This window comes from Streptomyces sp. NPDC001816, assembly GCF_042892235.1.
Taxonomy (GTDB): domain Bacteria; phylum Actinomycetota; class Actinomycetes; order Streptomycetales; family Streptomycetaceae; genus Streptomyces.
Genome location: NZ_JBIATY010000015.1, coordinates 120707 through 133581 on the forward strand (window position 1 = coordinate 120707; position 12875 = coordinate 133581).

14 protein-coding genes and 1 riboswitch are annotated in these 12875 nt (G+C 71.4%); of the genes, 6 read left to right on the forward strand and 8 right to left on the reverse strand.

The genetic code is table 11. The features are described 5' to 3' along the window. Nucleotides 1–4: 4 nt before the first annotated feature. Nucleotides 5–760, forward strand: a complete 756-nt coding sequence (locus tag ACFYZZ_RS38715; RefSeq protein WP_389186709.1) for a decaprenylphospho-beta-D-erythro-pentofuranosid-2-ulose 2-reductase — start codon at nt 5–7, stop codon at nt 758–760. Between the two features lie 113 nt (nt 761–873). On the opposite strand, the gene ACFYZZ_RS38720 is transcribed toward ACFYZZ_RS38715, so the two are convergent. From ACFYZZ_RS38720 to ACFYZZ_RS38730, 3 genes are all read right to left on the reverse strand, one after another. Continuing rightward, on the reverse strand, nt 874–1455 hold the full coding sequence (locus tag ACFYZZ_RS38720) for a 2'-5' RNA ligase family protein (protein ID WP_389186711.1): 582 nt from the start codon (nt 1453–1455) through the stop codon (nt 874–876). A gap of 192 nt (nt 1456–1647) precedes the next feature. Beyond that, complete coding sequence (trpS, locus tag ACFYZZ_RS38725) at nt 1648–2664, reverse strand: tryptophan--tRNA ligase (RefSeq protein ID WP_389186714.1); 1017 nt, start codon at nt 2662–2664, stop codon at nt 1648–1650. A 138-nt stretch (nt 2665–2802) separates the two neighbouring features. Next, on the reverse strand, nt 2803–4251 hold the full coding sequence (locus ACFYZZ_RS38730) for a glycine hydroxymethyltransferase (protein WP_389186716.1): 1449 nt from the start codon (nt 4249–4251) through the stop codon (nt 2803–2805). Nucleotides 4252–4283: 32 nt separating this feature from the next. Next, nucleotides 4284–4375, reverse strand: a riboswitch (ZMP/ZTP riboswitch). A 100-nt stretch (nt 4376–4475) separates the two neighbouring features. Between ACFYZZ_RS38730 and rocD the strand changes: the two genes are divergently transcribed. Beyond that, nucleotides 4476–5681 carry an ornithine--oxo-acid transaminase gene (gene rocD, locus ACFYZZ_RS38735; RefSeq protein ID WP_389186719.1) on the forward strand — a complete coding sequence of 402 codons (1206 nt, stop codon included), beginning with the start codon at nt 4476–4478 and terminating at the stop codon, nt 5679–5681. Here the strand turns inward: rocD and ACFYZZ_RS38740 are convergent. Both ACFYZZ_RS38740 and ACFYZZ_RS38745 read right to left on the reverse strand, forming a co-directional pair. Next, nucleotides 5678–6862 (reverse strand): glutathionylspermidine synthase family protein, encoded by a 1185-nt coding sequence (locus ACFYZZ_RS38740; protein WP_389186722.1) that lies wholly within the window; start codon nt 6860–6862, stop codon nt 5678–5680. The two genes, rocD and ACFYZZ_RS38740, sit on opposite strands and share 4 nt — an antisense overlap. A gap of 14 nt (nt 6863–6876) precedes the next feature. Continuing rightward, nucleotides 6877–7230: a hypothetical protein gene (locus ACFYZZ_RS38745; RefSeq protein ID WP_389186724.1), complete on the reverse strand. Its 354-nt coding sequence runs from the start codon at nt 7228–7230 to the stop codon at nt 6877–6879. A gap of 135 nt (nt 7231–7365) precedes the next feature. On the opposite strand from ACFYZZ_RS38745, the gene ACFYZZ_RS38750 reads away from it, so the two are divergent. Next, a complete protein-coding gene (locus tag ACFYZZ_RS38750; protein WP_389187034.1) occupies nt 7366–8190 on the forward strand; it encodes a DMT family transporter in 825 nt (274 codons plus the stop codon). 263 nt (nt 8191–8453) lie between these two features. Here ACFYZZ_RS38750 and ACFYZZ_RS38755 read toward each other — a convergent pair whose 3' ends face one another. Beyond that, nucleotides 8454–8711, reverse strand: a complete 258-nt coding sequence (locus tag ACFYZZ_RS38755; RefSeq protein ID WP_389186726.1) for a hypothetical protein — start codon at nt 8709–8711, stop codon at nt 8454–8456. A gap of 86 nt (nt 8712–8797) precedes the next feature. Then, on the reverse strand, nt 8798–10189 hold the full coding sequence (locus ACFYZZ_RS38760; protein ID WP_389186729.1) for a PLP-dependent aminotransferase family protein: 1392 nt from the start codon (nt 10187–10189) through the stop codon (nt 8798–8800). A gap of 47 nt (nt 10190–10236) precedes the next feature. On the opposite strand from ACFYZZ_RS38760, the gene ACFYZZ_RS38765 reads away from it, so the two are divergent. Genes ACFYZZ_RS38765 through ACFYZZ_RS38775 form a run of 3 tightly spaced genes read left to right on the forward strand, consistent with a single transcriptional unit; the run spans nt 10237 to nt 11896 of the window. Beyond that, nucleotides 10237–10737, forward strand: a complete 501-nt coding sequence (locus ACFYZZ_RS38765) for a carboxymuconolactone decarboxylase family protein (protein WP_389186732.1) — start codon at nt 10237–10239, stop codon at nt 10735–10737. Next, complete coding sequence (locus ACFYZZ_RS38770; protein ID WP_389186735.1) at nt 10734–11177, forward strand: carboxymuconolactone decarboxylase family protein; 444 nt, start codon at nt 10734–10736, stop codon at nt 11175–11177. The genes ACFYZZ_RS38765 and ACFYZZ_RS38770 overlap by 4 nt, the downstream gene beginning before the upstream one ends. Next, on the forward strand, nt 11174–11896 hold the full coding sequence (locus ACFYZZ_RS38775) for an isocitrate lyase/phosphoenolpyruvate mutase family protein (RefSeq protein WP_389186738.1): 723 nt from the start codon (nt 11174–11176) through the stop codon (nt 11894–11896). Before ACFYZZ_RS38770 ends, ACFYZZ_RS38775 begins: the two co-directional genes overlap by 4 nt. Nucleotides 11897–11902: 6 nt before the next feature. Here the strand turns inward: ACFYZZ_RS38775 and ACFYZZ_RS38780 are convergent, their stop codons facing one another. Next, nucleotides 11903–12874, reverse strand: a complete 972-nt coding sequence (locus ACFYZZ_RS38780) for an ABC transporter substrate-binding protein (RefSeq protein ID WP_389186740.1) — start codon at nt 12872–12874, stop codon at nt 11903–11905. Nucleotide 12875 lies beyond the last annotated feature (1 nt).

Genomic DNA, 12875 nt, shown 5'->3' on the forward strand with positions numbered 1-12875 from the left:
TGTCATGAAGGACGCCACCGCTCTGCCCCAGTCCCTGCTCGTCCTCGGCGGCACGTCCGAGATCGCGCTGGCCACCGCCCGCCGGCTGATCGCCCGCCGCGCCCGCACCGTCTGGCTGGCCGGCCGGCCCTCGCCCGCCCTGGACCAGGCCGCCGAGCAGCTGCATGCCCTGGGCGCCGAGGTCCGCACCGTCGCCTTCGACGCCCTCGACCCCGAGTCCCACGAGGAGGTCCTCGGCAAGGTCTTCGCCGAGGGCGACATCGACCTGGTGCTGCTCGCGTTCGGCATCCTCGGCGACCAGGCCCACGACGAGCGGGAGCCCCTGCGCGCGGTCCGGGTCGCCCAGACCAACTACACCGGAGCCGTGTCGGCGGGCCTGACCGCGGCCCGCGCCCTGCAGACCCAGGGCCACGGCTCCCTGGTGGTCCTCTCCGCCGCCGCCGGCGAACGGGCCCGCCGCGCCGACTTCATCTACGGCTCCAGCAAGGCCGGCCTCGACGCCTTCGCCCAGGGCCTCGGCGACGCGCTCTACGGCACCGGCGTGCACGTCATGGTCGTACGCCCCGGATTCGTCCGTACCCGCATGACGGCGGACCTGCCCGCGGCCCCGCTCGCCACCACCCCCGAGGCCGTCGCCACGGCCGTCGAACTGGGCCTGCGCCGCGGCTCGGAGACGGTGTGGGTGCCGGGCGCGCTCAGGCTGGTGATGACGGCTCTGCGGCACACGCCGCGGGCACTGTTCCGACGGCTGCCGATCTAGCGCCCTGGTCCGGCGCCCCAAAGGGGCGCGGGGCCGCATCACATATGCGGCTCCGCCGCGTGGGCGCGACCAGCCACAACGATGCCGCAGACGAGTGACGGCACATCGCGGCACTACCCGCGGAGCGCCCCGCGCTCGACGTCCGCGTGGCACCCCTGCGGAGGCACCACGGATCCGCCGAACGTGTACTCCCGCAGCTTGCGCCACACGTCGTCGGCGCCCTGCTCGTACAGCGCGAACCCGGTGCACGGCCACTCGGCCTCGAAGCCGGCCAGCTCGGCGAAGGCGCGGTCCATCGACTCCTCGTCGATGCCGTGCGCGACCGTGACATGCGGGTGGTACGGGAACTGCAGCTCGCGCGCCACCGGACCCGAGGCGTCCCGCACCCGCTGCTGCAGCCAGGCGCAGGCCTCGGCACCCTGCGCGACACGCACATAGACGACCGGCGACAGGGGCCGGAAGGTGCCGGTCCCGCACAGCCGCATCGGGAACGGCCGGCCGGCCGCCGCGACCTGCGTGAGGTGCGCCTCGACCGCCGAAAGGTCGGTCGCGTCCACCTCGGTCGGCGGCAGCAGGGTGACATGCGTGGGGATGCCGTGAGCCGCGGCGTCGCCGAAGCCCGCGCGCAGCTCCTGGAGCAGGCTGCCGTGAGGCTCCGGGACCGCGATCGACACGCCGATCGTTACGGTCCCCACGTCGTCTCCTGTCGTCGCGTGATGTCTTCCGGCCGTCTTCGCCGCCGTCTTCGTCGCGTCTTCGTCCGGGCCGTCGGCTATCGACTGTACGGCCACGGGTGTCCTGTGGGCAGGCGCAGTGGAAGTGATGTGCAGCGCTCTGCCCGCTCGGAGGTGTGTACGGTCGTGCGCCTCAGCGCCGGTTCGTGCTTCTCAGTGCTTCGCCGGCAGGAAACCCACCCGGTCGTACGCCTGCGCAAGTGTCTCCGCGGCAACCGCGCGCGCCTTCTCCGCACCCTTGGCGAGGATCGAGTCGAGCGTCTCGGAGTCGTCCAGGTACTGCTGGGTGCGCTCCCGGAACGGCGTCACGAACTCGACCATGACGTCGGCGAGGTCCGTCTTGAGCGCGCCGTACATCTTGCCCTCGTAGTCCTGCTCCAGCTCGGCGATCGACTTGCCGGTGAGCGTGGAGTAGATGGTGAGGAGGTTCGACACGCCCGGCTTGTTCTCCGCGTCGTAGCGGATCACGGTGTCGGTGTCGGTGACGGCGCTCTTGACCTTCTTGGCCGTCGCCTTCGGCTCGTCGAGCAGGTTGATCAGGCCCTTCGGCGTGGACGCCGACTTGCTCATCTTGATCGACGGGTCCTGAAGGTCGTAGATCTTCGCCGTCTCCTTGAGGATGTACGGCGACGGGATCGTGAACGTGTCGCCGAACCGGCCGTTGAAACGCTCGGCGAGGTCGCGGGTCAGCTCGATGTGCTGGCGCTGGTCCTCGCCGACCGGCACCTCGTTGGCCTGGTACAGCAGGATGTCCGCGACCTGCAGGATCGGGTACGTGAACAGGCCGACGGAGGCCCGCTCGGCGCCCTGCTTGGCGGACTTGTCCTTGAACTGGGTCATCCGGCTGGCCTCGCCGAAGCCGGTGAGGCAGTTCATGATCCAGGCGAGCTGGGCGTGCTCGGGCACGTGGCTCTGCACGAAGAGGGTGCAGCGGTCGGGGTCCAGACCGGCGGCCAGCAGCTGGGCCGCGGCCAGGCGGGTGTTGGCGCGCAGGTCCTTCGGGTCCTGCGGGACCGTGATCGCGTGCAGGTCGACGACCATGTAGAAGGCGTCGTGGGACTCCTGCAGGGCCACCCACTGGCGGACGGCGCCGAGGTAGTTGCCGAGGTGGAACGAGCCGGCGGTGGGCTGGATGCCGGAGAGCACGCGAGGTTGGTCAGCGGAAGCCATGTTTTTTATTGTCGCAGAGGGATCGGGGGGTTCGGTGCGTGGGGAACTGCGGACCGTGGTGGCTGGTCGCGCCCGCGCGGCGGAGCCGCATATTTGATGCGGCCCCGCGCCCCTGGGGCGTCGCCCCTCAGGGAGTGATCAGCCCAGGTCGACTTCCGGGTACAGCGGGAAGCCTGCCACCAGGTCCGTTGCCCTCTGTGCGATTTCCTGGGACACCTTGTCGTCCAGGACGTGGGCCGCCTTGGACGGGGCTCCCGACTTGGTGGTGCCCGGCTCCGTCGTCGTGAGGACCCTGTCGATCAGGCCCGCGACCTCGTCCATCTCCGCCGTGCCCAGGCCCCGCGTAGTGAGGGCCGGGGTGCCGATGCGGATGCCGGAGGTGTACCAGGCGCCGTTCGGGTCGGCCGGGATGGCGTTGCGGTTGGTGACGATGCCCGAGTCGAGGAGGGCTGTCTCCGCCTGGCGGCCCGTGAGGCCGTACGACGTCTCCACGTCGATCAGGTTGAGGTGGTTGTCCGTGCCGCCGGTGACCAGGGTGGCGCCGCGCTTCATCAGGCCCTCGGCGAGGGCGCGCGAGTTGTCGACGATGCGCTGGGCGTAGTCCTGGAACGAGGGCTGACGGGCCTCGGCGAGGGCGACGGCCTTCGCGGCCATGACGTGCGGGAGCGGGCCGCCGAGCACCATCGGGCAGCCGCGGTCGACCTGGTCCTTCAGGGAGTCGTCGCACAGGACCATGCCGCCGCGCGGGCCGCGCAGGGACTTGTGGGTGGTCGTGGTGACGATCTGGGCGTGCGGGACCGGGTCGAAGTCGCCGGTCAGGACCTTGCCGGCGACCAGACCGGCGAAGTGGGCCATGTCGACCATGAGGGTCGCGCCGACCTCGTCGGCGATCTCGCGCATGATGCGGAAGTTCACCAGACGGGGGTAGGCGGAGTAGCCCGCGACGATGATCAGCGGCTTGAAGTCGCGGGCCTGGGCGCGCAGCGCCTCGTAGTCGATCAGGCCCGTGGCCGGGTCGGTGCCGTAGGAGCGCTGGTCGAACATCTTGCCGGAGATGTTCGGGCGGAAGCCGTGGGTGAGGTGGCCGCCGGCGTCCAGGGACATGCCGAGCATGCGCTGGTTGCCGAAGGCCTGGCGCAGCTCGGCCCAGTCGGCCTCGGAGAGGTCGTTGACCTGGCGGGCGCCGGTCTTCTCCAGGAACGGGGCCTCCACGCGGTCCGCGAGCACGGCCCAGAAGGCGACGAGGTTGGCGTCGATGCCGGAGTGCGGCTGGACGTAGGCGTGCCGGGCGCCGAAGAGCGCCTTGGCGTGCTCGGCGGCCAGGGACTCCACGGTGTCGACGTTGCGGCAGCCGGCGTAGAAGCGGCGGCCGATGGTGCCCTCGGCGTACTTGTCGCTGAACCAGTTGCCCATCGCCAGCAGGGTGGCCGGGGAGGCGTAGTTCTCGGAGGCGATCAGCTTCAGCATCTCGCGCTGGTCGGCCACCTCCTGGCCGATGGCGTCGGCGACGCCCGGCTCGACGGCACGGATGACGTCGAGGGCGGCGCGGAAGGCGGTGGACTCGGTGGAGAGGTGCTGCTTCGGCATGGGGACCTCCGGACGGTGTGCGTACAGCGTTCACGTTCGGCCCAGGCGCACGGCACTGTTTTCCCGCTCGGGCCGCTCCCCGATGGTCCGTCCCATCCCTAGCGCGCCAGTCACGGCCCGCTGATCAGCCTACCGGGCGCGCCGGATCGCGCAGGTCCCGCGTCCACCATGCGAGCGAGGATAAGAAGGGGGTGCATCCGACTCTCTGGCCCTTTGGAGTTCCCGTGAACGCTACGGAGACGCTCATCGCCGCCGCCGACGCCCACAGTGCGCACAACTACCACCCGCTGCCGGTGGTCGTCGCCACCGCGGAGGGGGCCTGGATGACGGATGTCGAGGGGCGGCGCTACCTCGACCTGCTGGCCGGGTACTCGGCATTGAACTTCGGCCACGGCCACCCGCGGCTGGTGGCGGCGGCCCGGGCGCAGCTGGAGCGGGTGACGCTGACGTCGCGGGCGTTCCACCACGACCGGTTCGCCGCGTTCTGCACCGAGCTGGCCGCGCTGTGCGGCATGCAGATGGTGCTGCCGGTGAACACCGGCGTCGAGGCGGTGGAGACCGCGGTGAAGACCGCCCGGAAGTGGGGGTACCGGATCAAGGGGGTGCCCGCCGAGATGGCGAAGATCGTGGTCGCGAGCGGCAACTTCCATGGCCGTACGACGACGGTCATCAGCTTCTCCACCGACCCCGAGGCGCGGGCGGACTTCGGGCCGTACACGCCGGGCTTCCAGATCGTGCCGTACGGCGACCTGACCGCGATGCGGGAGGCGCTCACCGAGAACACGGTCGCGGTGCTGCTCGAACCGATCCAGGGCGAGTCGGGGGTGATCGTCCCGCCGGCCGGCTATCTGCCGGCGGTGCGGGAGCTGACCCGGCAGCGGGACGTGTTGTTCATCGCCGACGAGGTCCAGTCGGGTCTTGGCAGGACCGGGCGGACCTTCGCGTGCGAGAACGAGGGGGTCGCACCGGATGTGTACGTGCTGGGGAAGGCGCTGGGCGGCGGGATCCTGCCGGTGTCGGCGGTGGTGTCGAGCACCGAGGTGCTCGGGGTGTTCGGGCCGGGTGAGCACGGATCGACGTTCGGCGGGAACCCCCTGGCGTGTGCGGTGGCGCTGGAGGTGATCAGGATGCTGCGGACGGGCGAGTACCAGGCGCGGTCCGCCGAGCTCGGCGAGCATCTGCACCGGGAGCTGGGCGCCCTGCTCGGCACCGGCAAGGTGACGGCGGTGCGCGGGCGGGGGCTGTGGGCCGGGGTCGACATCGCGCCGAGCGTCGGGACGGGCCGGCAGGTGTCCGAGCGGCTGATGGACCGGGGTGTCCTGGTGAAGGACACCCACGGTGCGACGATCCGGATCGCGCCGCCGCTGGTGATCAGCAAGGAGGACCTGGACTGGGGTCTCGCCCAGCTGCGGGAGGTCCTGGCGGCCTAGAGGATCACGTGCGGCAGGAAGCGGGCGTACTCGTCGGTGATCAGGCCCGAGGACTCGCGCAGGCCGAGGCCGGCCGGCTCGTCCCGGACGACCCAGGCGCCGAGGACGAGGTGGTTGCCGTCGAAGGCGGGCAGCGGGGCGAGCTGCTGGTAGCAGCAGGGCTCGTCGCGTACGACGGGTTCGGCGCCGGGCTCGTGCACGGTCACGCCCGCGCCTTCCCGTCCGAGCAGCGGCTTGGCGACATAGCCCGTCGGCCCGGCCAGCTCGCGCGGGCCGTCCAGGTAGGCGGGCAGCAGGTTCGGGTGGCCGGGGTACAGCTCCCAGAGGATCGCCAGCAGGGCCTTGTTGCTCAGGAGCATCTTCCAGGCGGGTTCGATCCACAGGGTGCTGCCGGTGCCGCCGCCGTTGTCCAGGGTGTCGAGGACATGCCCTGCGAAGGCGTCGGTGGTGAGCCACTCCCACGGATAGAGCTTGAAGATGCTGCGGATGAAGCGGAGCCCGTTGTCCACGAAGCGGCCGGAGAGGGTGTCCCAGCCGATCTCCTCCATGGAGATCCAGTCGGTGGCGAGGCCGGCCTGTTCGGCGGTCTCCTTCAGGTAGGCGACCGTCATCAGGTCCTCGCCGAGTTCGTCGGCGGAGGAGTGCGCGAAGTGCAGCGGGCTGCCCGGCGGGAGCAGCGCGGCCTGCTCGCGCCAGGCGTCGACCAGGCGTTCGTGCAGGGAGTTCCACTGGTCGGCGCCGGGGAAGCGCTCCTCCATCCAGAACCACTGGGGGGAGGCGGCCTCGACCAGCGAGGTCGGGGTGTCCGCGTTGTACTCAAGCAGCTTGGCCGGGCCCGTGCCGTCGTACCGCAGGTCGAACCGGCCGTAGACGGAGGGGAGTTCGGCGCGGCGCCGCCAGGCCTCGGTGACGGCCTCGGCGACGCGCGGGTCGGTGATGCCGAGGTCGGCGAGGCGGCCCTCGGCCACGATGTGCTCGGCGGCCGCGAGGCACATGCGGTGCAGTTCCTCGACGGTCTCCTCCAGTGCCTCGACCTCGTCCAGGGTGAAGACGTAGTAGGCGCTCTCGTCCCAGTAGGGGCGCAGTGAGCCGTCGGGGTGGCGGGTCAGGGGGTAGACGAGCCCCTGCTCCTCGACGGTCTGCTGCCAGCCGGGGCGGGGGGTGGTCGTACGGCGTTCCATGGGGCGTTTCCTCGTCAGCCGCCGGAGCTGCCGTGGCCGCCGCCGAAGCCGCCACGGTGGACGCCGCCGTGCGAGCCGCCCGAGCTGGAATGCGAGCCGGAGCCCTTGCTCGGCTTGGTGAAGGAGCCGCCGCTCACCCAGGAGCCCTTCTTCTTGCCGCCGTAGTACCAGGCGCCGTTGACGAAGGCCTTGGTGGACTTGCAGTTCTTGTCGGAGACGACCTTGTAGCCCTTGGCGAGCCGGTAGCTGTCGCGGTCGACGCAGCGCTTGTCCGGGGCGGAGGAGCAGGCGGTCAGGGCGGTGGCGAGCAGGCCCATGCCGCCGAGCAGAACGGTTCCTGAGCGAAGGCGTCGTCGTGCGGTGTCCATGCTGGTGTCTCCCCGTTGGCCGGCCTGCCCGTTGGCTGGCCTGTTTTCGGCGGTCAGCCTAGAGAACGGTGAGAGCGGCCTTCGAGGCGGGTTACCGGTTCACCCCTCGCCTAGAGTCACTTCGTGCTCTTTGGAATGGTGTGTGCCCTGGCCGCGGCGGTCTGCTTCGGTACGGCGACGGTGTTGCAGGCGATCGCGGCGCGGGAGGCCGGAACTGGCGGGGGCGGCGAGGCGGCACTGCTGCTGCGGGCGCTCAGGCAGTGGCGGTACTTGGCGGGCCTTGCGCTGGACGGTCTTGGCTTCCTGTTCCAGATCGCCGCGCTGCGCTCGATTCCCATCTACGCGGTCAGCGCGGCACTGGCGTCGAGTCTGGCGGTGACCGCGGTGGTCGCGGCGCGCCTGCTGCGGGTGCGGTTGAGCGGTATGGAGTGGGGCGCGGTGGGCGTGGTCTGCGTCGGGCTCGCGATGCTGGGGGTGGCGTCCGGGCCGGAGGGCGAGCAGGAGGGTTCGGACGTCCTGAAGTGGGCGATGCTCGCGACGGCGGTCGGCATGCTGGTCCTCGCTCTGCTGGGCGGGCGGCTGTCCGGGCGGCTGCGGGCGCTGGTGCTGGGGCTGGGAGCGGGTTTCGGATTCGGGGTCGTGGAGGTGTCGGTCCGCCTGATCGACTCGCTGCGGTTGGCCGATCTGCTCACCAACCCGGCGGCCTACGCCCTCCTGATCGGCGGCGCCGCCGCCTTCATCCTGCTGACCTCCGCCCTGCAGCGCGGCGCGGTGACGACGGCGACGGCCGGCCTGGTGATCGGCGAGACGATCGGCCCGGCGGCGATCGGCGTGATCTGGCTCGGCGACCGGACGCGGGAGGGCTTCACCTGGCTGGCTGTGCTGGGGTTCGCGGTGGCGGTGGCGGGGGCGTTGGCGCTGGCGCGGTTCGGGGAGGCGCCGGTGGCGGAAGAAGCCTGAAGCCGCCTCATCGAACACGCCACTCGCTGGGTGCCCAGGACGAGCCCTGGGCACCAGGGGCAGCATGCTTCTACACCGTCACTCCCCGTCCGCCGCAGGGTCGTTCGTGGTCGACCCCTGCCGCCCTCCCCTGCAACCCCCTGGCCCAGGGCGTCAGGGATTGAGGTCCAGTACGCGGACCGGCTCGCCGATCCAACGGTCGGGGGAGGTCGTAGCGATGATCGCCCCGTCAGGCCGGTCCGGGGTCGGTTGCATCGCGTCGCTCACCGGGCAGCCGCCTGTGCCAGCCGCCGGTCCAGCTCGCTGTCGAGGTCCCGTTCCTCAGCGGGAGTCGGCGCATAGCCGGTCCACTCCTTCAAGGCAGCGCGGGCCTGCTCGGCCCGCCCGGCCCGCTCGGCGGGGGTGAGCAGGGTTTCGGCGAGCCGGGCCAGGTAGGCACGCAGCGACATGCCTTCGCCTGCCGCTATGGCGGCGAGCCGGTCCCGTGCTTCCTCAGGGATACGGACGTTGGCGTCAGGCACCTTCGGGCTCCTCTCCACCCTCCAAGCTACGGGTACGTACCGTAGCCGGTTGCAGCGCTGGCCGGCCGGACTCACCTCAGTCACCCTCAAGGCAACACCCTGCACAACGCCTCCAACGCCCCCGCCCACGCACTGTCCGGCGGCGTCCCGTACCCCACCACCAGCGCGTCCAGCGGCTCGGAGACGGCCTCCGGATGCCGGTGGAAGGCGAGCCCGTGCAGGGCCAGGCCCTGCCAGGTCGCTGCCTGGATCACCGACTGCTCGGTGCCGGGAGGCAGCCGCAGCACGGCGTGCAGGCCGGCCGCGATCCCGGTGACCCGGACGTCCGGCGCGCGATCGGCAACGGCGGCGGCCAACGCATCACGGCGGCGCCGGTAGCGCAGGCGGGAGGAGCGGACGTGGCGGTCGTACGCACCGGACACCATGAACTCGGCCAGCGTCAGCTGGTCCAGCGCTCCGCAGGTGTCGATGCGGCCCTTGGCCGCGGCCGCCTCCTCCACCAGGGACGGCGGCAGCGCCATCCAGCCGAGGCGCAGGCCGGGGGCGAGGGACTTGCTGGCGGTGCCGAGGTAGACGACCCGGTCGGGGTCGAGGCCCTGGAGGGCGCCGACGGGCTGGCGGTCGTAGCGGAACTCGCCGTCGTAGTCGTCCTCCAGGACCAGCCCGCCGGTCCGCCGCGCCCACTCCACGACGGCGGTCCGCCGGTCGGGGTGCAGGGGCATGCCCATCGGGAACTGGTGGGCGGGGGTGACGAGTACGGCACCCTCGTCGCTCAACGCGCCCGGGTCGGTGCCCAGTTCGTCGTAGGGCAGCGCGGGTGTCGCAAGGCCCGCGCTCCTCAGCAGCCCCCAGTGGACGTCGAGCCCGTACGACTCCACCGCGACGGTCCGCACCCCGCGCGCCCGCAGCAGCGCCCCGAGGATGCGCAGGGCGTGCGAGAAGCCCGCGGTGATCATGATCGTGTCGGGGTCGGTGCGGACGCCGCGGGCGCGGGCGAGGTAGCCGGCGAGGGCGGTGCGCAGTTCGGGGCGGCCGCGCGGGTCGCCGTAGCCGAGGGCGTCGAAGGGGGCGGCGGCGAGCGCGCGGCGGGCGGCCTTGAGCCACTCGGTGCGCGGGAAGGCGGCGAGGTCGGGGCTGCCGGGGATGAGGCTGCAGGCGGGGCGGCCGGGTGCGCGGCGCCGGGGTGCGGCAGTGTCGGCCGGCGGGGCGACGGCCCGCTCCGCCACCCTCGTGCCGGAGCCCTGGCGAGCGGTGAGCCAGCCCTCGGCGACCAGGTCGGCGTAGGCCTCGGCGACGGTGTTGCGGGCGATGCCCAGGTCTGCGGCGAGGCTGCGGGAGGACGGCAGCCGGGTGCCGGGGGCGAGGCGGCCGGTGCGGACGGCGTCCCGCAGTGCGTCGGTCAGACCGCGGCGCAGCCCGCTGGAACCGGCCGGTTCCAGGTGCAGGTCGACTCCCAGAGTGGCCCATGAATTCGCCATGGAAATGGACCATACCCCTGGGCATCCTCGCTCCTAGGGTCGAAGACATGAGCACTGCAGAGGAAACCGTCAAGTACGCCACCGAACAGACCCCACGGCTCAGCTGGGCCGAGCACGCGCCCGAGGTCTACAAGGCGATGATCCGCCTGGACACGGCCGCGAAGCAGGGCCTCGACCCGGCGCTGTACGAGCTGGTGAAGATCCGCGCCTCGCAGCTCAACCACTGCGCGTTCTGCCTCGACATGCACACCAAGGACGCGCTCGCCGCCGGCGAGAGCGTGGAGCGGATCGTGCAGCTCAGCGCGTGGGAGGAGTCGCGGCACTTCTACACCGAGAAGGAGCTGGCGGCGCTGGAGCTGACCGAGGCGGTCACCGTCCTGACCGACGGCTTCGTGCCGGACGAGGTGTACGACCGGGTCGCCGCACACTTCGAGGAGGCGGAGCTGGCCCGGCTGATCGCCGCGATCACGGTGATCAACGCGTGGAACCGGTTCGGCGTGACCACCCGGATGACCCCGGGCCACTACCAGCCGGGGCAGTACAGGTGAGCCGTACCCAGCTGCTGGACCGCGAGGTCGGCCTGGCCATGTCGGCGCTGAGCGCGGCCGCCAAGCAGGGGCTCGGCGATCCCGTCCTCGCCGAGCTGGTCATGATCCGAGCCTCACAGATCAACCACTGCGCGTTCTGCCTCGACATGCACCTCCGGGTGGCCCGGAAGGGCGGCGAGTCCGAGGACCGCATCCAGCTGCTGAACGCCTGGGAGGAGGCCGAGGACCAGTACAGCGAGCGGGAGCGGGCCGCGCTGGCGCTGACCGAGGCAGTCACCGTCCTCACCGACGGCTTCGTGCCGGACAAGGTGTACGACACCGCCGCCAAGCACTTCAGTGAGGCCGAACTCGCCCATCTCATCGGCCTGATCACCGTCATCAACGGCTGGAACCGTCTCATGGTCAGCCGCCGTGTTCCGCCAGGGGGCTACCAGCCATGAGCAAGGTGGATGTGTTCCGCAGCCTGCACCGCAAGCGTGCCCAGGGCGATCCGCTGGTCCTGCCCGGCCCCTGGGACGCGGCGAGCGCCCGGGTGTGTGTCGAGGCCGGGTTCCCGGCGCTGGCCACGCCGAGCGCGGGGGTGGCCGCCTCCCTCGGGTACGAGGACGGGGCGACCCCGGCCGACGAGATGTTCGCGGCGGTGGCCCGGATCGTGCGGGCGGTGGACGTGCCGGTCTCGGCGGACGTCGAGGGCGGGTACGGGCTCGCACCGAAGGAGCTGGTCGAGCGGCTGCTGGAGGCGGGCGTCGTCGGGTGCAACCTTGAGGACTCCAACGGGGGTGTCCTCAAGGACCCGCACGAGCACGCCGAGTACCTCGCCGAGGTACGCTCGGCCGCCGCCGACCGGCTCTTCGTCAACGCCCGCGTCGACACCTTCCTCCACGGCGACGGCGATCCCGACCGGGCCATCGAGCGGGCCGCGGCCTACGTGGCCGCGGGTGCGGACTGCGTGTATCCGATCCTCGCTCCGGTGGACGTGCTGCCCCTGCTGCGAGCCGGGATCCAGGGCCCGCTCAACATGTTCGCCCGGCTGGACGGCGAGGGCCCCTCGCCCGCCGTGCTCGGCGAACTCGGGGCCACCCGCGTCACGTTCGGGCCGGGGCTCCAGCGGCGCGCCACCCAGGCGCTCCGCGAGATCGCCGACGGCCTCACGCAGTAGGCCGGGTCAGGACAGCCACTTCTTCCACACGGAGGGATGGCTGTCCACCCACTTCTTCGCCGCCTCCTCGGGCGAGAGCTTCTGGTCGGCGATCATCAGGGAGACCTGGTTCTGGTCCTCGGTCGTCCACCGGAACTTCTTCAGGAAGGCCGCCGCCTCGCCGCCGGACTTGGCGAAGTCCGCGTTGAGGTACTTCTGCAGCGGGGTGTGCGGGTAGGCGCAGGCGACCTTGGCCGCGTCCGCGTCGCAGCCCTCCTTGTACGGCGGCAGCTTCACCTCCGTCATGGGGACCTTCTTGAACAGCCACTGGGGTGCGTACCAGTAGCTCAGGAAGGGCTTCTTCTCCTTGGCGAACTGCTTCATCTGGGTGATCTGGGCCGCCTCGGAACCGGCGAAGACGACCTGGTAGTCCAGCTTCAGGTTGTTCACCAGGGCCTTGTCGTTGGTGACGTAGGACGGGGAGCCGTCCATCAGCTGGCCCTTGCCGCCGCTCTCCGCGGTGCGGAAGAGCGGGGCGTACTTGTTCAGGTTCTTCCAGTCGGTGATGTCCGGGTGCTGCTCGGCCAGGTACGTCGGGACGAACCAGCCGATGTGCCCGGTCACCCCGAGGTCGCCGCCGCGGGCGATCGTCTTCTTGTCGGTGACGTACCGCTTCTCCTGGTCCGGGTGGCCCCAGTCCTCCAGGATGGCGTCGACCCGGCCCTGGCTGAGCGCGTCCCACGCGGGCACCTCGTCCACCTGGACGGTGTCGACGCGGTAGCCCAGCTTGTGTTCGAGGAGGTACTGGGCGACGGCCACGTTGGACTGCGCGCCCACCCAGGACTGCACGGACAGGGTGACCGTCTTCGCGCCCTGGGCGTTCGCGAACGGCGACGCCTGCTTGGTCATGTCGGCGGCGCCGCAGCCGGTGGTCAGTCCCAGAACGGCGACGGCGACGGCGACAGGGACACCGACGGGGACAGTCTTACGGAATCGCATG

Excerpts from the sequence above, each read along its gene's own strand:
- ACFYZZ_RS38715 (WP_389186709.1), top strand. The coding sequence starts at position 5 with ATGAAGGACGCCACCGCTCTGCCCCAGTCCCTGCTCGTCCTCGGCGGC.
- trpS (WP_389186714.1), bottom strand. The coding sequence starts at position 2,664 with ATGGCTTCCGCTGACCAACCTCGCGTGCTCTCCGGCATCCAGCCCACC.
- ACFYZZ_RS38730 (WP_389186716.1), bottom strand. The coding sequence starts at position 4,251 with ATGCCGAAGCAGCACCTCTCCACCGAGTCCACCGCCTTCCGCGCCGCC.
- ACFYZZ_RS38740 (WP_389186722.1), bottom strand. The coding sequence starts at position 6,862 with ATGGAACGCCGTACGACCACCCCCCGCCCCGGCTGGCAGCAGACCGTC.
- ACFYZZ_RS38745 (WP_389186724.1), bottom strand. The coding sequence starts at position 7,230 with ATGGACACCGCACGACGACGCCTTCGCTCAGGAACCGTTCTGCTCGGC.
- ACFYZZ_RS38750 (WP_389187034.1), top strand. The coding sequence starts at position 7,366 with ATGGTGTGTGCCCTGGCCGCGGCGGTCTGCTTCGGTACGGCGACGGTG.
- ACFYZZ_RS38760 (WP_389186729.1), bottom strand. The coding sequence starts at position 10,189 with ATGGCGAATTCATGGGCCACTCTGGGAGTCGACCTGCACCTGGAACCG.
- ACFYZZ_RS38765 (WP_389186732.1), top strand. The coding sequence starts at position 10,237 with ATGAGCACTGCAGAGGAAACCGTCAAGTACGCCACCGAACAGACCCCA.
- ACFYZZ_RS38775 (WP_389186738.1), top strand. The coding sequence starts at position 11,174 with ATGAGCAAGGTGGATGTGTTCCGCAGCCTGCACCGCAAGCGTGCCCAG.
- ACFYZZ_RS38780 (WP_389186740.1), bottom strand. The coding sequence starts at position 12,874 with ATGCGATTCCGTAAGACTGTCCCCGTCGGTGTCCCTGTCGCCGTCGCC.